The sequence below is a fragment of the Rhodococcus sp. RD6.2 genome, assembly GCF_001040705.1.
Classification (GTDB): Bacteria; Actinomycetota; Actinomycetes; order Mycobacteriales; family Mycobacteriaceae; genus Rhodococcus_G.
In genome coordinates, this window is the sequence record NZ_CVQP01000010.1 from 194,060 (window position 1) to 217,369 (window position 23,310).

Consider the following 23,310-nt stretch of genomic DNA (forward strand, 5'->3'; position numbering starts at 1 on the left):
GGTCGAGTCGATGTGGGTTTGTAGTTTGCACGACAGGTGATCCCGTAGTCGTGGGATGGATGGAATGCGTTGACTCCAGGTTCACTCGGCGCTGCTCGACTGTCCGGCATGGTGGACAAAGGTGAGGCAGCCGCACTGGGCGAGGTTCTCGAATCGCTCAAGAGCGATTACCCCGGTCTCGCAGGCGACGAGGTCGACGCCATGATCGCTCGCGCCAGGGACGTTCGCAGGCAGGCCAATCCGCGACTTCGTGCCCCTGCTCGTCGAACGCCGCATCAGGTCGCAACTCGCCGCGAGCTGGACCCGGGGTCCGCGTCACGCGGCGTGGTGGGTGATCCCAGCCGCCGCGTGCCCGATGGTGGCGTCGCCGTCGATCATGGTGCGCATGAACTTTCGCTGCTGCGCCATGCCGCGCACCGCCGCGCGGTCCCGGCCACCGTCACGGAGGGTGGCGATGGAGCGGACCGCGTTGACGGGGAAGCGGATCACTGGATACCAGGGGAGGACGAACCTCGGCAGTCCGAGGGTGCGCATCGCGCCCGGTCCGAGGAAGGCGCTGGTGATCGACAGGTGCTGGGAGCGCGCGATCCGGCGGCGCAGCGTGGGGAACGCGCCGTAGTTCCAGGACAGCGGGTCGTCGATCATCGGGATCGAGAGTTGTTGCGTTGTTTCGTCGGGCGTCGACAGCGCGTACGACGTGTGGAGCAGCACGCGGACGGAGTCGCGGAAGCTGGTGGGGAGGAACTCGTCGCGCACGCCCATGAGCCGGCCGACGTACCGGGTCAGGTGCGCGACGGCGTCGTATTCGGTGGGCCGGTGGACGGTTCCCATCGCGATCGCGCCGACGCTCGGTGCGATGAGGGCGCCGACGAGGGTGGCGGCCATGTCGGTCTGGTTGATCGGCAGCCCCCAGGCGTCGGAGTCCCAGTCGGGCAGTGCCGTGACGTGCCGCCGAACCATGGCATGGATCATCCGGACCCGGACGGTGGATCGGTAGCCCACTCCGCCCGGGGCGAGGCCGTTCTCGGTGATGACGTCGAGCGCCCACTGTGACGTTTCGGCGAAGCGGGCGTTCGAGCCCTTCTCGAGTGCGCCGGTGCGCAGCAGGGTCTGGTTGAAGCCGGAGAACATGTAGCCGCCGAGCAGTGCGACGTCGCGGGCGATGTACAACCCGTCTGCGCCGCCGCTGCGCATCACCTTCGCGCCGACGTCGAGCGCGTCCCGATCCACCCAGTCCGGGACCGTCTCGACCTCGGTGAAGAACTCGCGCAGCGGTTCGGGGGCGTCCGCAACGGAGTCGATGCCGCCCGCGAGCGCCTGCTCGAAGAGGGGGCGGCTGGCGCTCATGCCCGCTGTGTACATCCACTCGACCAGTCGGTCGGCGAGTTCGTCACCGACCGTGAGGCAGTCGCCGAGGCGTCGGAACTGCGCGGGGTCCGGCTTGCGCAGGCCCAGTGCCAGGCCGAAGGCCCGGATGCCGACCGGCACGGTGCAGGGGCCGTCCGGGTGGCGGGCGGGGAGTGCAGACGTCATCGGGTGGGCCCTTCGATCGACACCAATTTTGGACAACACGCGTTCTCCAAAAAATAGGGTGGCGGTAGAGTGCTGTCAATGGCACGTGCAGATGTGGTGCGGGACTACGGCGGGGTCAGCGCGGACGACCGCCGCGCGCAGCGTCGCCGCAAACTCCTCGACGCGGGGCGTCAGGCCTGGGGCGAAACGGGACTCGGCGACGTCACCGTCCGCGGGGTGTGCAGCGCGTCCGGCCTGCAGCCCCGCTACTTCTACGAGCAGTTCGCCAACCGCGACGCGTTGATCGTGGCCGTCGCGGACGAGGTCCGAGCGGAACTGTTCGCCACGCTCGTCGAATCCAGCCGCACGACGGACGGCGGACTCGAGGACAAGCTGCGCGCAGCACTGACGGCGTTCCTGTGCGCCATCGACGCCGACCCGAACGTGCACCGCATCATGCGCACCGATCTCGCCGGAGTACCCGGGCTCGAACGCCGCCGGGTCGAGAGTCTGAACATGGTCGCCGACCTGATCCTGCTGTACGGCAACGGAATTCCTGGCTTCGGAGCACCCGAAGGTGTCGATCCGCGACGATACGCACGCTTCGTCGCCGGCGGCGTCAACCACCTCATCGACAACTGGCTCGAAACGCAGGACGAGTCGCCCGAGGAGCTCGCCGAGTTGTGCACAAGGCTGTGCATGACCTTCGCCGACGCCGTGAATCCCTGAGCGGACGCCGGATCAGCGGTGTCGCGTCAGCAGGTCCCGCACGTGGCCGGTCTCATTGACGGAAGCCGGACGTGCCTTCCCGTTGCGGGAGAAGAGAATCCGTGACACCGAGGCGTACTCGATGGGGAAGGTCAGCGGACGCTCCAGGCCGAGCAGGTGCTGCAGGTAGATGTTGATGACGCCGCCGTGTGCGAAGACGGCGACGGTGTCCTCGTGGTCGGAGTCGGCGACGACGCGACCCATGGCGTCCAGGACACGCGCCCGGAACACGTCGGCGTCGACGAACTCGGGGAGGTGGCCGGCGAGGATGCGCGCGTAGGCCTCGGGCGCCGCGGTCTTCGCCTCGTGGATGGGGATGTAGTGGGCGAGTTCGCTGTCGTACTCGGCGAGGTCCTTGTCCACGTCGACGACGAGTCCGCGGGCCTCGGCGAGCGGGGCCGCGGTCTGGCGGGCGCGCAACTGCGGGCTGCTGACGATCCGCGCCATCGGATACGGGGCGAGGGCATCCGGCAGTCGTGCGGCCTGGGCGTGGCCCTCGGCGGTGAGCGCCGGGTCGGCCGGCGCGTCATCGGTGAAGAGACGTTCGGGCAGCGCGTGGCGGATCAGGAGCAGTTGCACCCAGTCACCATGACAGACGGCTCCGGCGTCTATCGGCGCGGGTCGGAACCGGCAACCGTCCGAATCAGGTCCGCGAGCCGATCGGGCTGATCGACCATCGCCACATGGTGAGCCGGACGGAGCACCTCGAACCGCGCTCGGAGCGTCGATGCCAGTCGTCGTTGACTGCGTAGCCACAGGGCGCCCCACGGTGTCGGGCGTCCGGTGTGCGCGGCGACCACCAGCACCGCCGCCGACAACGTAGTACGCGTGCGCAGCGCGACCACCTCACGCGCCACATCCGGGAAGACCGCGTTCTCCACCAGCGCCGCTTCCAGATAGGACGGCGACCGCCAGATCCGTCGCACCCAGACGACCCTCGCATCGCCCGCATCCGCCGAGTGGTCGAGCAGACGCCACACAGGTACGGCCAGCCGGCGCTGCAGGCCGGTCGCGGTGACCGCCGCCGCCACGGTCCCTGCCGCAGCGAGGCGCCACCGCCGGGGAATCAGCCCCATGCTGCCGCCGCTCACGCTCGCGTCGAGCAGCATCACTGCCGCGGTCCGATCCGGGTGCAGGCGCGCGAACGCCTCGACGTAGAACCCCGCCAGCGAGTGCCCGACGACGATCGCCGGACCGGACAGGTCGACGGCGTCGAGGACGGCGGCGATGCGATCGGCTTCGCCATGCGCGGTCGGGGGCATCCCGGAGGGCGCGCTGAGCCCGAAGCCGGGCCGGTCGAACCGCACCACCGTCCGGTCCCGCGCCAGGACGGCCGCGAGCGCATCCCAGTCGAACCAGTTGCCCGCCAGTCCGCCGCACAGCACGACCGGCACCTCACCGGCACCCGACCGGATCGCGCATTCGGTCAGCACCACGTGCAGGTCGTGGCCGTCGACGCGAATCATCCGACCCGGAGTCGTCACGTCGACCTGCGCTGCCAGGCGGCGACCAGTGCGAGGTACGCGATCCATCCCGACACCGCGAGCAGTTGCAGACGCTGGGCGTAGCCGAGCAGCCAGAAGTCGTCACCGCGACCGTCGGCGTCCACGGCCCACAGCGTCCACACGGTCCCGACGACGTATGTCGCGACGATCCCGACCACCGACCAGCGCAGCCATCGCGGCCAGCCGTAGCGGTACGCGGCGACGAGGAACGCCAGCACGGACACGGCCGCAGCCGTCGCCGCGGAGGCGCTGGTGGTCTCGTGCAGCAGACGGGCGTCGTCGTAGACGCCCGCGTCCTCCAGTGCCGCGCACCGCGCGCCGGCGTGGGCCGCGCAGTGCAGGGGCATCCGTGAATCCGCCATGGTGGCGACGGCGAACACGCCCAGTGCTGCCCAGCCGATGGTCGTCAGGAGGCGACGTCTCAGTGTCAACGCGAGGATCGCCGCGACGAGCAGGACCGCTCCGGTGACGAGATCGGCTGTGCGAAAAAGGAATCCGTACGGCTGATCGAGTGCGGCCAGTTCGCTGGTGTAGGCGCGCGCCGGGTCCAGGCCGGTCGGCAGGACGAGTTCGAGCAGCCACGACGTGTACGTGACGGCGCCGATCGCGAGGAGTGCGACGAGGACGCCCGCTCTTCGGCGCGAAGAGCGTGTGGGCGCCGCGTCGGTGATCACTGCTTCGGCTTGGCCAGTGGGAAGGCGAGGGTTTCGCGGATGCTGCCGCCCGTGATGAGCATGACGATGCGGTCCACACCCATCCCGAGGCCACCGGTCGGCGGCATGGCGTGTTCGAGTGCCTGCAGGAAGTCCTCGTCGAGTTCCATTGCCTCCTCGTCACCGCCCGCGGCGAGCAACGACTGCTCGGTGAGTCGCTGCCGCTGGTCGATCGGATCGGTGAGTTCGCTGTAGGCGGTGCCCAATTCGATGCCCCACGCGACGAGATCCCACTTCGCCGCGACCCCCTCGATCGTCGGGTGCTTGCCGGTCAGCGGCGACATCGACGTCGGGAAGTTCGTGTAGAAGGTGGGGAACTCCGTGTGGTCCTCGACGAGGTGCTCGTACATCTCCTGCGCGACGGCGCCGGTGTCCCAGTCCGGCTGATACGGGATCTCGTGCGCGTCGCACAGGCTGTGCAGCTCGGAAAGTGGTGTGTCCGGACCGATGTCGACGCCGATCTTCTCCGACACTGCACCGTGCATCGTCTTCACCGGCCACTCACCGGAGATGTCCACCTCGACCATCTCGCCGTCCCGGCCGGGCCGCAGGATGATCTCGCGACCGTGCGCGGCGATCGCCGCCGCCTGGATCAGTTCCCGGCACAGCACCATCATCCGCTCGTAGTCGCTGTGCGCCTCGTACGCCTCGAGGATCGTGAACTCGGGGTTGTGCTTGAAGTCGACGCCCTCGTTGCGGAACACGCGGCCGATCTCGAACACCCTCTCCATCCCCGCGACGCACAACCGTTTCAGGTACAGCTCCGGCGCGATCCGCAGGTACAGGTCCAGGTGGTAGGCGTTGATGTGGGTGACGAACGGGGCCGCGTTCGCGCCGCCGTGCACCTGCTGCAGGATCGGCGTCTCCACCTCGAGGAACGCCCGCGACGTCAGAGTGTCCCGCAACGACCGCACGATCGCCGTCCGCGCCACCAGCAGCTCACGCGCGGCCGGGTTGATCGCGAGGTCCACATAGCGTTGCCGCACCCGGGTTTCCGGGTCGGACAGGCCCTTCCACTTGTCGGGAAGCGGGTGCAGGCACTTGCCGTTCATCCGCCAGTCCGCCGCCAGCAGCGACAGCTCGCCCTTGCGACTGCGTCCGATCCGCCCGCTCACCTCGATGAGGTCCCCGAGGTCGAAGTCGGCGGTGAACTCGTCGAGGCGGTCGCCGACGATGTCGCGGTCGAACAGCACCTGGAGGTCGCCGGACCAGTCGCGGACCACCGCGAACGCGACGCCGCCGTAGGCGCGGATCCGCAGCACACGTCCCGCGATCCGCACCTGCGTCCCTTCGGGTGACGCGCCCGCTGCTTCGACGGTGTGCGTCGGCGGGTATGCCACCGGGTACGCGTCGACGCCCTCGTCGGCGAGGCGGGCGAGTTTGTCCATCCGCACCCGGACCTGCTCCGGCCTGCGTGGCCCGGGAGGCACCACCTCGGTCGGGGGGACGAGCGGTGCGACGCCGTCGGGGGCGCTGCCGTCGGCGTGCAGTCCCTCTGTGATCGACATGGGCACCGATTCGTGTACGCCGGTGTGGGCCGCGGCGTCACCACGCCGGAAGCTCGGCAGCGTCAGGAAGCCCTCTGCGATCGCGGACGCGACGCCGACCTTCGGCAGGACCCGTCGATCGGCGAAGCACAGGTACCGCGGCGCCCAGTCCGGCTTGTACTTCACGTTCGACCGGTACAGCGCCTCCAACTGCCACCACTTCGACGCGAACACCAGCAGCGATCGCCACATCCGCAGTACCGGGCCTGCGCCGATGCGTGCGCCCTCCTCGAACACGGACCGGAACACCGCGAAGTTCAGCGAGATCCGGTTGATGCCGAACCGTTCGCCCTGGGTGGCGAGCTCGGTGACCATGAGTTCCACGGTCCCGTTCGGTGACTGCGGGTTGCGGCGCATCAGATCCAGCGACACCCCGTTCGCGCCCCACGGGACCAGCGACAGGATGCCGAAGACGTCACCCGGGGTTCCGCCGTCCCCCTCCGGTCCGAGGGCTTCGACGAGCAGGCAGTCGCCGTCGGCCGGATCGCCGAGCCGTCCCAGCGCCATCGAGAAGCCGCGTTCGGTCTCGGTGTCGCGCCAGGCGTCGGCCAGAGCGACCACCCGCGCCATGTCCTCCGGCGGGACGTCGCGGTGCCGCCGGATCCGCACCGTCACCCCCTGCTTGTGGACACGGTTCACGGCCTGCCGCACCTGCCTCATGTCGCGTCCGGCGAGGTCGAAATCGCGGGTGTGCAGGATCGCCTCGTCACCGAGCTGCAGCACCACCAGCCCGGCGCGGTCGTAGGCGGTGGCTCCCGCTTCGCTCGCGCCCATGACGGCGGGCGTCCACCCGTATTTCGCGGCGAGGTCGAGCCAGGCGTCGATGGCGTGCGGCCACGCCTCCTCGTCGCCGATCGGATCGCCGCTGGCCAGGCATACTCCGACCTCGACGCGGTAGGTGACGGCCGCCTTCCCCGACGGCGCGAAGACGACAGCCTTGTCGCGGCGGGTCGCGAAATAGCCGAGCGAGTCGTCGCCGCCGGACCGAGCCAGCAGGCCCCGAAGCGCGGACTCGTCGTGGCCCGTCAACGCGTTGGACGAGCGCTGCGATCGGAACAGCACCACGACGGCCGCGAGCAGCGCGAGCGCACCGAACAGGCCGAGCAGGGTGTTGACGAATCCGTGCGGACGGCCGCTGAACTGCTCGTTGTCGACGGCGGCGAGGGCCGTCACCCGGTTCAGCGCCCACAGGAACCGCTCGTCCTGCGGCAGGGATCCTGGGAAGAGTTCCACCAGGCCCCACCCGACGAGTGTGCCGAGTGCCAGCCCGGCGACCAGGACGCCGAGCGCCTTCCAGACGGCTCCGCGGCGCACCCGGGTGTAGAACTGCGGCCGGGCCGCGACGAGGAGCGCGATCACCGCGACGTGCACCGCGCACGCGACGGCCGCATTGGCGTCGCGGTCGGCGATGGCGACGGCGAGATTCGCCAACCCGATCAGGGCCAGGTAGACCGTCAGCAACCACCACGCGATCCGTTTGCGGCTGGCGAGAGCCGCGGCGAGCAGGCCGAGCACGAGTGCCCACGCGAAGCTCGTGTCGGGCGCGTCGAAGTAGTAGTCGTCGATGTACACGCGGACCGGGCGGACCAGGTACCGGATCACCGGCGACAGGCTCCACAGGAACACCAGCACGGCGAAGACGCCGATGATCAGGCCCGCGATGTGCGGTACCTGCGACAGGCGTGAGGCGGCCGGGCGACGTAACGCACGTGAGGGACCCGGCTTCGACGGAGCTGACACTTCACCTGTGACGGTCGGCGGCATGAACCCAGTGTGAAGGCTCCCCGAGTCCAGTGCGGGATGATGGAGGGCATGTCCGCCCCCGAAGACGTCCCCATTCGTGACGAAGTCATCCGCCTCGGCCAGTTCCTCAAGCTCGCCAACCTCATCGAATCAGGCGCCGAAGGCAAAGAGGTGATCGCCGACGGCCACGTCACCGTCAACGGCGACGTCGAAGTGCGGCGCGGTCGGCAGCTCCGCGAAGGCGATGTCGTGGAGATCGGTGGAATGCGGGCCCGCGTCGCGCGCGAGTAGGGAGCCTACGGGCCGGATACCGGAAAAGCCTTGGTGTGCAGGATATTTGCTGGACCGTTGGTCGATGCAAGTGTTCTCACACGGTTCACGGACAGGTCATCGAGCGGTCACGTGCACTCGGGGGAGGCTGCCTAACCTCCGTGCGGTCCTTCCCTCAGCCCACGGAGGTATCTGCACTGTGACCACATCATCGTTCAACCGACGCGCGTTCATCGGTCGAACCGCCCTCGCCGGTATCGGAGTCGCACTCGCGGGGAGCGTCGACACCGTGTTCCGTCCCGCGGTCGCTGCAGCTCAGCCGGGACTGGGGCTCGGGTACGGCCCGCTCGTCCCGGACCCCGCCGGAATCCTCGCGCTGCCTGTCGGATTCTCCTACTCCATCATCGCCAAGTCGGGTGAAACCCTCCTCGACGACGGCTCCCCGGTGCCGAGTGACCCCGACGCCAACGGTGTGTTCGCCCGCGGCGCCACCACCGTCATCGTCACCAACCACGAGGTCGGCAGCGACGAACCGTTCGGTGTCCCGGTGGTAGACGGCATCACCTACGACCCGGGTGCCCGCGGCGGCACCACGACCACCACGGTCGGCCCGAACGGTGCACGTCAGGGCCAGTACGTGAGCGTCGCGGGCACCGTCAACAACTGCGCGGGCGGCATCACGCCGTGGGGCACGTGGCTCACCTGCGAGGAGACGGAGGCGAAGGCGGGCTCGAAGGGCTTCACCCTCGACCACGGCTACGTCTTCGAGGTCGACCCCGCGAGCCAGGCCGCGAACGTCGGCAAGAGCGGGATCCCGCTGAAGTTCCTGGGCCGCTACGCCCACGAAGCCGTCGCCGTCGATCCCGCGACCAGCGCCATCTATCTCACCGAGGACGCCTCAGGCCCGAACGGCCTGTTCTACCGGTGGACGCCGCCGCAGGGGTTCGTCGGTGGCCCGGGTGCGCTGCACGCGCTGGCGAAGTCTCCGGGCGGTGACACCGCGGGCAGCCTGCAGGCCATGAAGTGCTTCGCCGACGGCGTTCACGTGCCGGACCTGTCGCAGGCCACCGTGCCGGGCGTCCGCTACACGGTGGAGTGGGTCGACGTCCCCGACCGCGACGCCAAGTCGACGCCGGTGCGCAAGCAGTTCACGAACGAGCAGGTCACCCGCAGCCGCAAGCTCGAAGGCCAGTGGTGGGGCCACGGCGGCGCGTACTTCGTCGCCAGCTACGCGCGCACCAGCGACGGCAGCGTCGCCGAGCACGACGGCCAGGTGTGGTTCTACGACCCCGCCACGAAGACCGTCGAGTTGAAGACTCTGTTCGGCGTCAATCCGGACCCGGCCGTCGACACGGGCAACTACGACGGTCCCGACAACATCACGGTGTCGCCGCACGGCGGTGTGATCCTCGCCGAGGACGGCGAGGGCGTCAGCCACCTCATCGGTGTCGGCGAGGAGGGCGATCCGTTCGTGATCGCTCGAAACGACCTGAACGACAGCGAGTTCGCCGGCCCCGCGTTCAGCGCCGACGGCAGGACGTTGTTCGCGAACATCCAGACGCCGGGCATCGTCGTCGCCATCCGCGGCCCCTGGCGTCGTGCCACGGGCGGCTCGTCCTTCGGTTCCTGACCCCACACGGGCCGAGTGCACCTGCCTGAGCCCCACGCGGGTGATGCGACGGGTGGGTGCACTCTCGGTCGGGGGGGAAGGGTTGGGGGGCGGCCGAATGTGCACTGTTGTACGGCGTCTTGCGGTGTCACACTGGAGTGATCGGTCACGTCAGTTCGAAGGGCGGTGTGGCCATGAGAACTTCACATCGAGTGCGGTCCACGTGGATGCGTCTGGTGGTGGCAGCGGCGGCGGTTCTGTTGTTGCAGTGGGTATTCGCCGTACCGTCCGCGTCGGCTCAGCTGACGTCCGCGGTCGGCGACGTCACTGCCCACACGTTCACGGTCGACGCGGCAGGTGAGGTTCGCGTCATGCCCGCGTCGATGGGCAAACCGGGGTACGAGACGCCGCTGGGCACTTTCGAAGTGCTCGAGAAGTTCCGGTATCTGGTGATGGATTCGTCCACCTACGGTGTGCCGATCGACGCGCCCGAGGGGTATCGCATCGAGACCGAGTATGCGGTGCGCCTCACGTGGGGCGGGATCTTCGTGCACGCGGCGCCGTGGTCGGTGGAGTCGCAGGGGTACGAGAACGTCAGCCACGGTTGCATCAACCTGAGTACCGAGAACGCGCGGTGGTTCTACGACAACGTGCAGGTCGGAGACCTGGTCACGATCGTCGGCTGACGAGTGGGCACCTACCGCTGCGGTGTCGCGAGTGACGGCGACGGTAGGTGCACGCTCGGCGGTGCGGGGGTCAGTCCTCCGCGCGGACCACGACGCCGTCGTGGTCGCTGTAGACCATCTCGCCGGGGTTGAACGTCACGCCGCCGAAGGTGACGGGGACGTTCTTCTCACCCGAACCGGTCTGGGTGCTCTTGCGGGGGTTGGTACCGAGGGCCTTGATGCCGATCTCGAGGGTGCGGAGGATCGCGGAGTCGCGGACCGCGCCGTTGACGATGACGCCTGCCCAGCCGTTGTCGACACCGCGGCCGCCGATGATGTCGCCGACGAGGGCGGTGTGGACGCTCGCGTCGCCGTCGACGACGAGGACGCCACCGTTGCCGGGCTCACTCAGCGTCTGCTTGACGAGCAGGTTGTCCTGGAAGCACTTGATGGTGGTGATGCGGCCGGAAAACACTGCACGCCCGCCGAACTGGAGGAACTGCGTGTCGCAGCTACGGATGTCGGGGCCGATCTCGTCGGCCAGATCGGCGGTGGCGACCTGCTCGGTCATGGGATGTCCCTTCGTTGGCGAATCATCCACAGCCTAGTTCCTTGTTACCGGCCGGTACCGGACTGTTCGCCGCGCCCGTGACGCGACTCGTAGTCGTCCCTCGTCCGGGCGGCGCGCCGCTGGGCGCGCTCGTTGAGCAGATCGGCGTCGAGGCCGTGCGCGAGCAGGCGATGCCTGCGGTAGATGTTCATCAGCGCCACAGCGAAATACAGCACCGGCAGCAGCAGCAGCGCCATCATCGCCAGCGGAATCCAACGCTCGCCGGGCACGAGCAGATAGAACGCGACGAAGATCGGAATCAGCGGCAGTGTGAAACGCACGACGTATCGAACCGACGATCCGGGGCCGACGAGGTCGTTGCGGACCCACTCCTGTATGGAGTCGGGCAGGGTGCGGCCGAACAGGTAGCCGAGGTACTGCGTGGCGCTGGGTTTGTGCTGGTCGGACATCAATCAAGGATAGTTCCGGCACCCCTGGACGTGTCGTGCGGGGCGCACACCCATTCGGTGTGATGGAGATCACGACTCGAGTTGGGGGCAGTATTTGAACTGGGGAAACAGTGGTGAAAACGGAGATCTCACGCAGACCGAACGGTCTGTCCGGCGGGTCGTTCGGCTTGTCGGCCACTGATGGCCGCACCTAGTATTCCCCAGCAAGCACTCCCAGCAGGGAGTCATCCGAGCCGTACCCGAAGGGGGCCCGGATGAAGCGAAACTGTGTGGTCGCGCGTTCGCCGCGCGTCCGCCGTCCCGGGGGGGGAAACAGTGAACGGCGCCGTCATATCGTCATGGCCACGCATCGGCAGTGCGCCTCCCGTTCCACGCCATCGCTCCGCACGACTTTCGCGAGCGGAGATCGCAGCACCGGATCACCGGAGGGGATTGTCATGAACGCTGTTTCGAAGGGGCGGCATCGCCGTCGTGCCGAGCGAGTCACGGTCGCAGGCGCGGTGCCGGTGGCGTTGGCGATCGTGTGCGCCGGCGTCGCGAATTCGGCGCCCGCGCAGCAGCCGGGTGTCACCGTCGAGGACGCCCCCGATCTGCAGCCCGGTGTGCCCGTCGTCGAATCTGCTCCCGCTCCCGCACCCGAACCGGTGGAGGAGCCGAAGGAGTACTGGGTGGCGCCTCCAGTCGAATACGACAACGTCCCCACCCGTACCGCTCCGACGACGTACTACGAGAACGACGCACCGATCGCACCCGCAGCCGTGTCTCAGCTGCACCTGCCGGTCGCGGTGGAGCCCGTCGCCCCGATCGAGGCACCCGAGGAGCGCCTCCGTATCGGCGATTACGTTGCGGACCAGCCGAACTGGATGTCGGACACCGTTCTCGAGCGGACCAACAACTCCGCGGCTGTGTACGAGGCGCAGGTGAACACCTTCTGGAGGTCGACTGGCGTCGAGGCGTCCCGCGCCGACCGCATCGGTGCCGCCACCATCGGAGGTGCCGCACTCGGCGGACTCGGAACAGCTGCCGCAGTGGGGATTCCGGCCGCCGCTGTCGGTGGCGTGGTCGGTGGATACCTCGGCGGGAACTTCGGTGTCGGACTGGCGCCCGCGGCGGGAGTCCTCCTGCCGGGCGTCGGGCACGTCGGTGCGCCTGTCATCGCGACCGCGGGTGGTGCCGCGATCGGTGCTGCGGCGGCCGGAATTCCGACCGCACTCGTCGCGGGCGCTGTCGGCGCGGGTGTCGGTGCTGCACACGGCATGGCGTTCGGTGCGGGCGACACGCTGTCCGAGCCGATCGAGATGCAGCTGAGCCAGGCTCCGACCGTCGACGAGGCCGCCGTCACGGCGTCGACGCGCGGCGTACTCGAGCAGATCGAGACCATCCCGGGTGGACAGCAGGTCGCGGGCGCGGTCCGTGCTGCCGCCTTCTGGGTTCCCCCGCAGATCGCGGCGGCCGGCGAGCAGGCGCGCGCCGCCGTTGTCGCGCTGCCGGGCGGCGCGGAGTTCGTCGCGGGGCTCGACGCGTCCGGTGCGGACGCCGCGGACATCTTCGAGCCGCAGGTCCAGCAGTCCGGTGCGGCGAGCGGTGCGGTCCAGGCAGGACTGGTCTGAGGGGTGCTCTAAACTCCGCTCGCGCAGGCGATTGCGCGTCGTGGGAGGTCGAAGGGTATGGACCGGTCGGAGCTGTCTCCGGAGGAGTTCGACAGGTGGGTGGCCACGGAAGCGAGTGGCACCGACGTGGAAGAACCGGAGTGGCTGAAGGCCGGTCCGGCGTCCCCTCCGGTCCGGACTCCCGTGGCGCGCACAGCGAATTCGGATGCCCCGACGCCGCCCACGCGTCGTCGGCGGCGGGGAGGCGTCATCGCCGTGGTTGCGGCACTGGTGGTCGCGGGAGCACTCGCGGCGGCGGGTCTCGCCCTGAATTCGTCTGATCCCGAACCGGATTCGGTCGCCGCCGAACCGGTCGCACCCGCCGTCGGGGACACCACCTGGTGTGAGGGTCTCGGCGCGGGTGATCCGGCGACGACCGAGTCCGAGGACCCCGGCGCGGCAGCAATCGCGGGCTTCGAGCGGGCCTACTACGTCCTTCGGGACGGTCGGCGGGCACGGGAGCACGTCGCCCCGGACGGCCGGGTAGGCACCGCGGAGCAACTCGACGAGGGCATTCGGCAGATCCCCGTCGGCACGAATCACTGCGTGCTGGTCCGGAAGGCCACCGAGGGGGCGTACTCGGTGGACGTGTTCGAACGTCGCCCGGACGGCACCGTCGAGCACTACCCCCAGACGGTGATGACCGTGACCACACCGGACGGCACGCGGATCACCGCGATCAAGAGTCGCGAAGGATAGTCGTTCGTCAGGCCTTGTTCGACGGTTGCCTGGCGTACGCCATCCGGACGGCGGCCCGGAGGATCTGGGGTGTCCGGCGTGCGGCGGTGAGGACCGCACGGTCGACGGCGGTCAGACGGGGCCTGTGGCGAGGGACGACCGTTCGCGTGGTGTCGGCCAGGGTGAACAGGGCCCATCGCCCGGGCACGCCCTTGAGGACGTGGGAGCCGCGCGAGGTGTACCGGAGACCGGATCCGGCGGTCAGATCACGGACGGCGCGCGAGACCAGGACTTCGCCGGGACCGGCGAGGGCGCCGATGCGTGCCCCGACGTGCACGGTCATGCCGGTGAGGTCGGGTCCGCTGCGTTCGAGGGGCCCGGTGTGCACGCCGGTGCGCACCGCGAGTCCGAGGCGCCTCCCGTCCCGGCAGATGGTGTCGGCGCAACGGACAGCGTCGGAGGCGCCGTCGAACACGCTGAACGTTCCATCGCCCGAGACGTTCACGAGGCGCCCGCCGTGCCGTTCGACCGCGTCCCGGACGGCCCGTTCGTGAGCGGACAGCAGGTCCCGGTAGTCGTGGTCGCCCAATGCCGCCAGTGTCGTCGTGGAGTCGACGACGTCGGTGAACAGGACGCAGCCGAGGAACCGGTCGACGTCGCCGATCGTGGCGGCGTGGTTGTCGATCTGCTCCACCTGCTCGAGCACCGGTAACCATGCCTCGGCGAGCGAGGCACCAGGCGACGCCTCGGGCAGGACGTACATCGTCGCGTTCGGGATGGCGGCGGTGATGCGCTCGCAGACGGACTGCGGTCGAGGTGATCCGCCTGGATGCAGGACTCGGGTGGGGCACTGGATCGAGTCGAGTGCGTCCCAGCAGTTCATGCGCAGCAGCCACTCGAGGTGCGCACGGGCGGTCGTGGGAGTAGCAGTGGATCGTTCGAGCAGGCCCATCAGCCGCCGGTTCAGGGGCGAATCGGCCGACGGATCCCACATCTCCAGGGTCCGTCCGGATCCCCAGTGGGCATAGACGTCGCGCCATCCCGCGACGTAGGCCACGGGGTCGTGTCCCTCCCAGCCGGGTGGGGTGCCGCCGTCCGGCTGAACCAGCCCTTCGACGATCGGCTGGTTCAGGACGAGGGCGTCGACCCGTTCCGGGTGTCGCGCGGCGACGAGAACGAGCGGTCCGCAGGTGCTGCCGGTTCCGGACAGTGTCGCGGTGGATATTCCGGCGTCGTCCATGACGGCGAGCACGTCGTCGGCCTGTTCGTCGATGTCCGGGACGTGGTCGACGGGGTCGGACAGGCCGAAACCGCGTCGCAGCATGTTGACGGAACGTCCCCGGTCGGCGGTTCGCTCGAACAGGTAGTGCAGGTGGGGGTCGGTCCACATCAGGTCCGGATGCAGGCCGATCTCGAAGTACCACACGACCTCGGGTTGGCCGTCGCCCAGCACCTGATAGGCCAGCGCGTTCCCGTCGCGTTGGACGTACCGCGTGGTAGGCGGGTCCATGAACCCAGGCTAGTCCCGGCGCTCCGTGATGTGGAGCGCCGGGACCAGACGGTGGGTGTCAGACGGTGGCAGGCTCCGCGACAGGCGCGGCATCGGTGACGCTGGTCCGGATGAGGTGGTCGAACGCGCCGAGGGCAGCGGTCGCACCGGCACCGGAGGCGACGATGATCTGCTTGTACGGTGCGGTGGTGCAGTCGCCTGCGGCGAACACACCGGGAGCGGACGTCCGGCCGTGAGCGTCGACGACGATCTCGCCTCGAAGGGTGAGATCGACTGTGCCGGACAACCATTCGGTGTTTGGCAGCAGTCCGATCTGGACGAACACGCCGTCGAGGTCGAGGGTGTGCGACTGGTCGGTGGTGCGGTCGGTGTAGGTGAGTCCGGTGACCTTGCTGCCGTCGCCGAGTACCTCGGTCGACAGGGTGCTGAGCAGGATGTCGACGTTCGGCAGGCTGCGGAGCTTGCGCTGCAGGACGTCGTCGGCGCGCAGCTGCGAGTCGAATTCGACGAGCGTGACGTGCGAGACGATGCCCGCGAGGTCGATGGCCGCTTCCACACCGGAGTTGCCGCCGCCGATCACCGCGACCCGCTTGCCCTTGAACAGGGGGCCGTCGCAGTGCGGGCAGTAGGTGACGCCCTTGTTGCGGTACTCGTTCTCGCCGGGAACGTTCATCGCGCGCCAGCGTGCACCGGTGGACAGGATCACGGTCTTCGAGAGCAGGCGGGCGCCGCTGGCGAGCTCGACCTCGACCAGTCCGCCCTCGACCTCGGCGGGCGTCAGCTTCGCGGCGTTCTGGGTGTTCATGATGTCGACGTCGTACTGGCGCACGTGGTTCTCGAGTTCGGCGGCGAACTTGGGGCCCTCGGTGTAGGGGACCGACGCGAAGTTCTCGATGCCCATGGTGTCGAGCACCTGGCCGCCGAAGCGCTCGGACACGACTCCGGTGCGAATTCCCTTGCGAGCAGCGTAGATTGCTGCGGTTGCGCCTGCGGGTCCGCCGCCGACGACGAGCACGTCGAAGGGATCCTTCTCGGAGATCGCGGCGGCCGTGCGATCCGCGGCGCCGGTGTCGAGCTTGCCGACGATCTGTTCGAGGGTCATGCGGCCGGAGCCGAAGGGCTCGCCGTTGAGGAACACCGTCGGGACCGCCATGACCTGGCGGTTGTCGACCTCGTCCTGGAAGAGGGAGCCCTCGATCGCGATGTGCTTGACGCGAGGATTGAGCACGGCCATGACGTTCAGGGCCTGCACGACGTCGGGGCAGTTCTGGCAGGACAGGGAGAAGTAGGTCTCGAAGTAGAAGTCACCTTCGAGATCGCGCACCTGGGCGAGCAGGTCCGCGGCTTCCTTCGACGGGTGCCCGCCGACCTGCAGCAGGGCGAGCACGAGGGAGGTGAACTCGTGGCCGAGGGGGATGCCGGCGAACTGGACCTCGACGTCGGTGCCGACGCGACGGATCGCGAAGGACGGCCGACGGGGGTCGTCTCCGGTGCGCGAGTGGGTGACCTGGTCGGACAGGCCCGCGATCTGGTCGAGGAGTCCGGCGAGTTCGGTGGACTTCGCGCTGTCGTCGAGGGAGGACACCAGCTCGATCGGCTGGGTCACCTTCTCGAGCAGCGACTTCAGTTGGGTGGCGAGACCGGCTTCGAGCATGAGGATCAACTCCGTGTGATGAGAGGCGACGGGGGAGGGGCAGTGACTCAGCTCGAGCCGAGTGCAGGGTGCGCAGCGGTGGACCACCCGGCGGCACGGGACGCCGTTGTCCCGCGCCACCGGTGTGGTCGAACGTGCGGCGAATCAGATCTTGCCGACGAGCTCCAGCGACGGGGCGAGGGTCTCTTCGCCCTCTTCCCACTTCGCGGGGCAGACCTCGCCCGGGTGCGAGCGGACGTACTGGGCGGCCTTGACCTTGCGGAGCAGCTCGGCGGCGTTGCGGCCGATGCCCTCGGCGGTGACCTCGGTGAACTGGACGACGCCGTCGGGGTCGACGAGGAAGGTGCCGCGGTCGGCGAGGCCCTGGTCTTCGCGGAGGACCTCGAAGTCGGTGCTGATCTGCAGGGTCGGGTCGCCGATCATGGCGTACTCGATCTTGCCGATGGTCTCGGACGAGCCGTGCCACGCCTTGTGCGTGAAGTGGGTGTCGGTGGAGACGGAGAAGACCTCGACACCGAGACGCTGCAGCTCCGCGTAGTGATCGGCGAGGTCACCGAGCTCCGTGGGGCAGACGAAGGTGAAGTCTGCGGGGTAGAAGAAGAAGATCGCCCACTTGCCCTTGATGTCCTCGTCGGTGACGGTGACGAAGGCACCGTTCTTGAACGCCTCTGCGGAGAACGGCTTGATCTTCTTGTTGATCAGCGACATAAAGAGCCTCACTCGATTCGGGGTGTCGTTGTTGTCTGAATCGAAGCTAACGACGACTGATTGATTGTGCCAATCGATGGAATTTAGAAGTTCGATAGCGGAGAGCTATAAGCGCTAGTCGCTAATTGGAATCATGCCAATTTTGAGTTGCGGTGTGACCAACGACATAGGCTCGCGGTGCCTAGCCGGCGGGTGCGACTCGACGCGAGTGATGCCGCCGCCACACCCGTCGAGCGGAACGACGGCGGGTGCATGCTCGAACGGTCTGTGGCGAGTGCCACGTGCGGGGTAGGTTGTTGTCTGTAACCGCGAAATCTACTAACCAGTAGGGGTACGAAATGCCTGCTCCGTCCGCTGCGACCTTCGACCGGCTCCGGCAGCTCGTCGCGATCCCCGACGCCGCGAGCCGTCCGACCCGGCCCGTCGTCGAGGCCTTCACCGGCCGCGAACTGACGACGATCCCCGTCGGCACCGCGCAGGACGCGATCGACGCCATCGCCCGCGCGCGGGTCGCGCAGCGCGAGTGGGAGGCGCGCACCCCTGCGGAGCGCGCCGAGGTCTTCCACCGGTACCGCGACCTGGTGCTGTCCAACCGCGACGCACTGCTCGACATGGCTCAGGCCGAGACCGGCAAGGCCCGGGTGTCCGCACTCGAAGAGGTCCTCGACATCGCGCTGACCTCTCGCTTCTACGCCAAGCTCGCGCCGAAGGCGCTGCGGTCGACGCGCGTCCAGGGCATGCTCCCCGGCCTCACCAAGACCGTCGTCCACCACCACGCGAAGGGTGTCGTCGGCGTCATCTCGCCGTGGAACTACCCGATGACGCTCGCCGTCTCCGACGCCATCGCCGCGCTGCTCGCGGGCAACGCCGTCGTCATCAAGCCCGACAGCCAGACCCCGTACTGTGCGCTCGCCTGCGTGGACCTGCTGTACCGGGCAGGGCTGCCGAAGGACCTGTTCGCCGTCGTCCCCGGACCCGGCTCGGTCGTCGGCACCGCGATCGTCGAGAACGCCGATTACCTGATGTTCACCGGTTCCACCGCCACCGGGCAGCTGCTCGCCGAGCAGGCGGGCCGCCGGTTGATCGGGTTCTCCGCCGAACTCGGCGGCAAGAACCCGATGATCGTGACGAAGGGCGCGAACCTGCGCGAGGTCACCGACGCCGCGGTGCGCGCCTGCTTCTCGAACTCGGGTCAGCTGTGCATCTCCATCGAGCGGATCTACGTCGAGCAGCCGGTCGCGGCCGAGTTCACCCGCATGTTCGGCGACCGGGTGAAGAAGATGAGCCTCGCCCCGGGCTACGAGTTCGGCGTCGAGATGGGCTCGCTGGTTTCCGAGGCCCAGGTCAAGACGGTGGCCGGGCACGTCGAGGACGCGGTCGCGAAGGGCGCGACCGTCGTCGCGGGCGGCAAGGCGCGCCCCGACCTCGGCCCGTTGTTCCACGAGCCGACCGTGCTGACCGGCGTCACCGACGACATGGAGTGCGCGCGCAACGAGACGTTCGGTCCGCTGGTGTCGATCTACCCCGTCGCCAACGTCGAGGAGGCCATCGCGAAGGCCAACGACACCGACTACGGCCTCAACGCCAGCGTGTGGGCGGGCACCAAGGCGGAAGGCGAGGCCATCGCGGCGCGTGTGCGCGCGGGCACCGTCAACGTCGACGAGGGTTACGCGCCTGCCTGGGGCAGCACCGCGGCCCCGATGGGCGGAATGGGTGTTTCGGGCGTCGGACGACGGCACGGCGTCGACGGCCTGCTCAAGTACACGGAGTCGCAGACCGTCGCCACCACCAGGGTGCTCAATCTCGGTGGCCCACGCGGACTTCCGCCGAAGGTGTGGTCGAAGGTCCTCGCCCCCTTCATCGCGGTGATGAAATACCTGCCCGGACGGTGAATCCGTGAGACCGTGGTGACCATGGACCTCGCGACCATCGACGTCGACGCACCGCCCTCACGGGTGTGGGATCTGGTCACCGACATCGCCGGCTACCACCGGTTCAGCCCCGAGAACACGGGCGGGCGCTGGACCGGTGGTGAGCCGGTGACGGTCGGCGCCACCTTCACCGGCAGCAACCGCCACCGGCTCATCCGGTGGACCACGCACTGCACGGTCGTCGACGTCGTTCCCGGACGCCGGTTCTCGTTCGAATCCGACGAGCCGAAGGCCCGCTGGACCTACGAGGTCGAGCCCACCGCCACCGGCAGCCGCATCACCGAAACCCGCGAAATCTACGGCACCCCCGTCTTGTACGTGCGCCTGGTCCAGCGGTCCCACCTCATCGGCAGCAACCGGGACGGCCTGATGCAGCAGGGCATGCGCGACACCCTCGCCGCCATGAAGGCCGAGTTGGAGAAGCGCTAACCTGCCCGTTCCACCGTGACCTTGATGTTCTTCATCAACGGCTGATCGCTCTGGACGCTGTAGTCGCCGATCGCGCACAGCACGTTCATCTCCGGCATGTAGCCGGCGCTGCTGCCGCGGGGTACGTCGTAGGCGATTGCGGTGTAGCCGCGGAGCGTTCGAGTGCTGCCGTCGCGGGCGTGACTGGTGATGTCGACGAGATCGAAGGTCCCGATACCGCGCTCGCGCATGTCGTCTGCGTTCATGAAGATCAGCGTCCGCAGGTTCTTCACACCGCGGTAGCGGTCGTTGTCGGAGTAGATCGTGGTGTTCCACTGATCGTGCGACCGCATTGTGCCCAATGTGAGGATGCCGCCGGTCGGTACGACGTCGGGCAGTGGCGCAGAGGAGAATTCGGCCCTACCGGTCGGAGTGTCGAAGATCAGTTCGCGTGCCGGTTGCTTGATCCGGAAGCCCAACGGAAGCCGGACGCGCCGGTTGAAGTCCTCGAATCCGTCGAGGGCTCGGGCCATCGTGTCGCGGATGCGGTCGTAGTCGGCGACGTAGTCCTCCCACGGTGTGACGCTGTCGGGCAGCGCCGCCCGAGCCATGCCCGCGACGATCGCCGGTTCCGACAGCAGGTGCGGTGACGCCGGCCTCTTCATGCCGACCGACAGGTGCACCATGCTCATCGAATCCTCCACCGACGTCGACTGCAGTCCGCGCCGCTGCTCGTCCTTCTCGGTGCGCCCGAGGCACGGCAGGATCAGGGCGTCGCGCCCGTGGACGAGGTGGCTGCGGTTGAGCTTCGTGCTCACCTGAACCGTCAACGCGCAGTTGCGTAATGCCTCGAACGTGTACGGGGTGTCCGGCGCGGCGAGCGCGAAATTGCCGCCCATGGCGACGAACACCGTCACGTCACCGCGGTGCATCGCCTCGATCGCCCGGACGGTGTCCAGGCCCTGCTCACGAGGCGGGTCGATGCCGCAGGCGTCGGCGAGCCGGTCGAGGAACGCGTCGGACGGCCGATGGTCGATGCCGCAGGTGCGATTGCCCTGCACGTTGCTGTGCCCGCGGATCGGGCACGGCCCCGCACCCTCGCGGCCCAGGTTTCCGCGTAGCAGAAGCAGATTGACGATCTCGCGGATGGTGTCGACGCCGTGGTCGTGCTGGGTGACTCCGAGGCACCAGCTGATGATGCTGCGATCCGCGCGGCGGTAGACGTCGGCGGCGCGGCGGATGTCGCCGCGAGTCACACCCGACTGGTGCTCGATCTCGTCCCAGGGCGTCGCCTCGCACAGGGCGCGGTAGTCGTCGAAGCCGTGGGTGTGCCGTTCGATGAACTCGATGTCGAGCGCTTTCGGGTCGGGGCTGTCGAACACGGCCTTCGCGATCCCCCGGATCAGAGCCATGTCGCCGCCGATGCGCGGTTGCAGGTTCATCGTCCCCGTCGGGGTCGCGTGGAACGTCGCCATCGCGGCGAACTCGTGCGGGATGATCGCCTTGCGTGAGGCCGCCTCGACCAACGGGTTGACGTGCACGATCTGCGCGCCCCGCTTGTACGCCTCGACCAGCGCCGTCAGCATCCGCGGCGCGTTCGACGCCGCGTTCACGCCCATCACGAACAGTGCGTCCGTCGTCTCCCAGTCCTTGAGGTCCACCGTCCCCTTGCCGGTGCCGAGGGACGCCGTCATGGCGCGTCCGCTGGCCTCGTGACACATGTTCGAGCAGTCGGGCAGGTTGTTGGTGCCCAGCTCGCGGGCCATCAGCTGGTACAGGAACGTGGCCTCGTTGCCGAGCCGGCCGGACGTGTAGAACGCCGCGCGGTTCGGATCGTCGAGCTCGCGCAACGTCCGCCCGACCAGCTCGAACGCGTCGGCCCAGCTGATCGGCACGTACCGATCGGCCGCGGCGTCGTAGCGCATGGGCGCGGTGAGGCGACCCTGCTCCTCCAGCGCGTGGTCCGACCACCCCGACAGTTCGGTGACGGTGTGCGCGGCGAAGAACTCCGCACCGACCCGCTTGTGTGTCATCTCCCAGGTGACGTGCTTGATGCCGTTCTCGCAGATGTCGAGGTGCAGGCCTTTGAGGTCGTCCGGCCAGGCGCAGCCGGGACAGTCGAAGCCACCGTCCTCGTGGTTCATCTTCATGATCGCGCGCGGGCCGTCGACCAGCGCACCCTGCTTGGCCAGGAACTTTCCCACGCTCAGCCCGGCGCCCCAGCCCGCCGCCGGACGGTCGTAGGGCGAGAACGAGGGCGGGCCGTCCGGCTCGTTGCCTGCCGGTGCGGGTTTCCTGTTCGCCGGTTCGACACTCATGTCGGATCGCTCCTGCCGTGACGAGAGATCGTGCGGGCTGGTGGTCGCGCTGAGATTGGGGGCAAGTCTATTGCGGGAACGACTGCCGAACCAGGAACAGCGCCGCCGTGGACGACGCCGACCGCAAGTCCACGCCAGCCCCAGATGCCGAGCGAGGCGTGAGTTCTGCTGCGCACCGGGGTGATCCGGTAGCCGTCAGCTGCGTGCGCCGATGGCGCGGGTGACGAGTGCGTCGAACACGCGGTCCGGCAGCAGCCACTTCGCGAAGATGAGGGGCCGGGCGCCGAAACCGACGGCGTAGCGGGTTCGCGGCCGCCGAGCGGCGACGGCCTTCACGATCGCGTCGGCAACAACCTGCGGCGGCGAGTTGCGCCTGCGGTTCGCCGCCGAGCTCAGTGCGGTGGCCACCGACGTGGCGAAGGCGGCGTAGGCACCGCTGCCGGAGACCTCGCGGAGGTGGTCGGCCGCGATACCGCCCCATTCGGTCGCGATACCGCCCGGTTCGATGACGACGACGTCGATGCCGTGCGACGCGGTTTCGAGGCGCAGGCAGTCGCTCAGCCCTTCCATGGCGAACTTGGTGGCGTGATACCACCCGCCCATCGGGGTGTGGATCTTGCCGCCCATGGAACTGATGTTGACGATGGTGCCGCTGCGCCGGCTCCGCATGTGCGGCAGCACCAGCTGCGTCAGGCGGGCGGCACCGAACACGTTGACCTCGAACTGGCGGCGCGCCTCGTCCAGCGGGACGTCCTCGATCGCGCCGTACGAGCCGTAGCCGGCGTTGTTGACCAGCACGTCGATGCGGCCGGTCTCCGTGATGATCCTCTCGACGCCGGCACTCACCGACTCGTCGTCGGTGACGTCCATGCCCAGCGGCCGGATGCCGTCGGCGGCCAGTGCCTGCAGGCGGTCGGTGCGGCGAGCGGCGGCGTAGACGATGTGGCCACGGGCGGCCAGTGCGCGAGCGGTGGCCTCGCCGATGCCGGACGACGCTCCGGTAACGAGGGCTGTCCTGTCGGTCATGTCGGACTCCAAGCTGTGGGGTGCAACGGTCCACCAACCAGCATGCCCCTGATCCGTTTCCATCCAACGATTGATT

19 protein-coding genes and 2 pseudogenes are annotated in these 23,310 nt (G+C 68.6%); 9 read left to right on the forward strand and 12 right to left on the reverse strand.

Annotated elements, in window-relative coordinates; genetic code table 11:
• Positions 1–226: 226 nt before the first annotated feature.
• A pseudogene (locus RHCRD62_RS26760) lies at positions 227–283 on the forward strand (three-helix bundle dimerization domain-containing protein); the annotation flags it as partial.
• 32 nt (positions 284–315) lie between these two features.
• On the opposite strand, the gene RHCRD62_RS21830 reads toward RHCRD62_RS26760, so the two are convergent.
• Positions 316–1,533: an oxygenase MpaB family protein gene (locus tag RHCRD62_RS21830; protein WP_050066848.1), complete on the reverse strand. Its 1,218-nt coding sequence runs from the start codon at positions 1,531–1,533 to the stop codon at positions 316–318.
• Between the two features lie 78 nt (positions 1,534–1,611).
• Between RHCRD62_RS21830 and RHCRD62_RS21835 the strand changes: the two genes are divergently transcribed.
• On the forward strand, positions 1,612–2,241 hold the full coding sequence (locus tag RHCRD62_RS21835; protein WP_050066849.1) for a TetR/AcrR family transcriptional regulator: 630 nt from the start codon (positions 1,612–1,614) through the stop codon (positions 2,239–2,241).
• Positions 2,242–2,253: 12 nt separating this feature from the next.
• On the opposite strand, the gene RHCRD62_RS21840 is transcribed toward RHCRD62_RS21835, so the two are convergent.
• Genes RHCRD62_RS21840 through lysX form a run of 4 tightly spaced genes read right to left on the reverse strand, consistent with a single transcriptional unit; the run spans position 2,254 to position 7,809 of the window.
• Positions 2,254–2,859 (reverse strand): histidine phosphatase family protein, encoded by a 606-nt coding sequence (locus RHCRD62_RS21840; protein ID WP_050066850.1) that lies wholly within the window; start codon positions 2,857–2,859, stop codon positions 2,254–2,256.
• Between the two features lie 29 nt (positions 2,860–2,888).
• Entirely contained in the window at positions 2,889–3,764 is an 876-nt protein-coding gene (locus RHCRD62_RS21845; protein WP_253277430.1) for an alpha/beta fold hydrolase, read from the reverse strand.
• Positions 3,761–4,459 carry a DUF998 domain-containing protein gene (locus RHCRD62_RS21850; RefSeq protein WP_253277431.1) on the reverse strand — a complete coding sequence of 233 codons (699 nt, stop codon included), beginning with the start codon at positions 4,457–4,459 and terminating at the stop codon, positions 3,761–3,763. The genes RHCRD62_RS21845 and RHCRD62_RS21850 overlap by 4 nt, the downstream gene beginning before the upstream one ends.
• The gene (gene lysX, locus RHCRD62_RS21855) at positions 4,456–7,809 is read right to left on the reverse strand and encodes a bifunctional lysylphosphatidylglycerol synthetase/lysine--tRNA ligase LysX (RefSeq protein WP_050066852.1); all 3,354 of its coding nucleotides are present in this window, start codon (positions 7,807–7,809) and stop codon (positions 4,456–4,458) included. The genes RHCRD62_RS21850 and lysX overlap by 4 nt, the downstream gene beginning before the upstream one ends.
• A 48-nt stretch (positions 7,810–7,857) precedes the next feature.
• On the opposite strand from lysX, the gene RHCRD62_RS21860 reads away from it, so the two are divergent.
• The 3 genes and pseudogenes from RHCRD62_RS21860 to RHCRD62_RS21870 all read left to right on the forward strand — a co-directional run.
• Entirely contained in the window at positions 7,858–8,079 is a 222-nt protein-coding gene (locus RHCRD62_RS21860; protein ID WP_050066981.1) for an RNA-binding S4 domain-containing protein, read from the forward strand.
• Positions 8,080–8,257: 178 nt separating this feature from the next.
• Positions 8,258–9,688, forward strand: coding sequence for an alkaline phosphatase PhoX (locus RHCRD62_RS21865; RefSeq protein ID WP_050066853.1), 1,431 nt, complete (start codon positions 8,258–8,260; stop codon positions 9,686–9,688).
• Positions 9,689–10,023: 335 nt separating this feature from the next.
• A pseudogene (locus RHCRD62_RS21870) lies at positions 10,024–10,353 on the forward strand (L,D-transpeptidase); the annotation flags it as partial.
• 70 nt (positions 10,354–10,423) lie between these two features.
• Here RHCRD62_RS21870 and rraA read toward each other — a convergent pair.
• Positions 10,424–10,903: a ribonuclease E activity regulator RraA gene (gene rraA, locus RHCRD62_RS21875; protein ID WP_050066854.1), complete on the reverse strand. Its 480-nt coding sequence runs from the start codon at positions 10,901–10,903 to the stop codon at positions 10,424–10,426.
• 44 nt (positions 10,904–10,947) lie between these two features.
• Complete coding sequence (locus RHCRD62_RS21880; RefSeq protein WP_050066855.1) at positions 10,948–11,352, reverse strand: DUF5313 family protein; 405 nt, start codon at positions 11,350–11,352, stop codon at positions 10,948–10,950.
• 437 nt (positions 11,353–11,789) lie between these two features.
• On the opposite strand from RHCRD62_RS21880, the gene RHCRD62_RS21885 reads away from it, so the two are divergent.
• Complete coding sequence (locus tag RHCRD62_RS21885) at positions 11,790–12,962, forward strand: hypothetical protein (protein ID WP_050066856.1); 1,173 nt, start codon at positions 11,790–11,792, stop codon at positions 12,960–12,962.
• A 57-nt stretch (positions 12,963–13,019) separates the two neighbouring features.
• Positions 13,020–13,700, forward strand: a complete 681-nt coding sequence (locus RHCRD62_RS21890) for a DUF8176 domain-containing protein (RefSeq protein ID WP_050066857.1) — start codon at positions 13,020–13,022, stop codon at positions 13,698–13,700.
• A gap of 7 nt (positions 13,701–13,707) precedes the next feature.
• Here the strand turns inward: RHCRD62_RS21890 and RHCRD62_RS21895 are convergent, their stop codons facing one another.
• The 3 genes from RHCRD62_RS21895 to ahpC form a co-directional block, all read right to left on the reverse strand.
• The gene (locus RHCRD62_RS21895) at positions 13,708–15,189 is read right to left on the reverse strand and encodes an adenylate/guanylate cyclase domain-containing protein (protein ID WP_050066858.1); all 1,482 of its coding nucleotides are present in this window, start codon (positions 15,187–15,189) and stop codon (positions 13,708–13,710) included.
• A gap of 58 nt (positions 15,190–15,247) precedes the next feature.
• Positions 15,248–16,843, reverse strand: coding sequence for an alkyl hydroperoxide reductase subunit F (gene ahpF, locus RHCRD62_RS21900; protein ID WP_050066859.1), 1,596 nt, complete (start codon positions 16,841–16,843; stop codon positions 15,248–15,250).
• A 144-nt stretch (positions 16,844–16,987) separates the two neighbouring features.
• A complete protein-coding gene (gene ahpC / locus RHCRD62_RS21905) occupies positions 16,988–17,551 on the reverse strand; it encodes an alkyl hydroperoxide reductase subunit C (RefSeq protein ID WP_050066860.1) in 564 nt (187 codons plus the stop codon).
• A 338-nt stretch (positions 17,552–17,889) separates the two neighbouring features.
• On the opposite strand from ahpC, the gene RHCRD62_RS21910 reads away from it, so the two are divergent.
• Complete coding sequence (locus RHCRD62_RS21910; RefSeq protein ID WP_050066861.1) at positions 17,890–19,443, forward strand: succinic semialdehyde dehydrogenase; 1,554 nt, start codon at positions 17,890–17,892, stop codon at positions 19,441–19,443.
• Between the two features lie 21 nt (positions 19,444–19,464).
• Positions 19,465–19,911 (forward strand): SRPBCC family protein, encoded by a 447-nt coding sequence (locus RHCRD62_RS21915; RefSeq protein WP_050066862.1) that lies wholly within the window; start codon positions 19,465–19,467, stop codon positions 19,909–19,911.
• On the opposite strand, the gene RHCRD62_RS21920 is transcribed toward RHCRD62_RS21915, so the two are convergent.
• Entirely contained in the window at positions 19,908–22,208 is a 2,301-nt protein-coding gene (locus RHCRD62_RS21920; RefSeq protein ID WP_050066863.1) for an FdhF/YdeP family oxidoreductase, read from the reverse strand. The two genes, RHCRD62_RS21915 and RHCRD62_RS21920, sit on opposite strands and share 4 nt — an antisense overlap.
• A gap of 195 nt (positions 22,209–22,403) precedes the next feature.
• On the reverse strand, positions 22,404–23,234 hold the full coding sequence (locus tag RHCRD62_RS21925; RefSeq protein ID WP_050066864.1) for an oxidoreductase: 831 nt from the start codon (positions 23,232–23,234) through the stop codon (positions 22,404–22,406).
• Positions 23,235–23,310 lie beyond the last annotated feature (76 nt).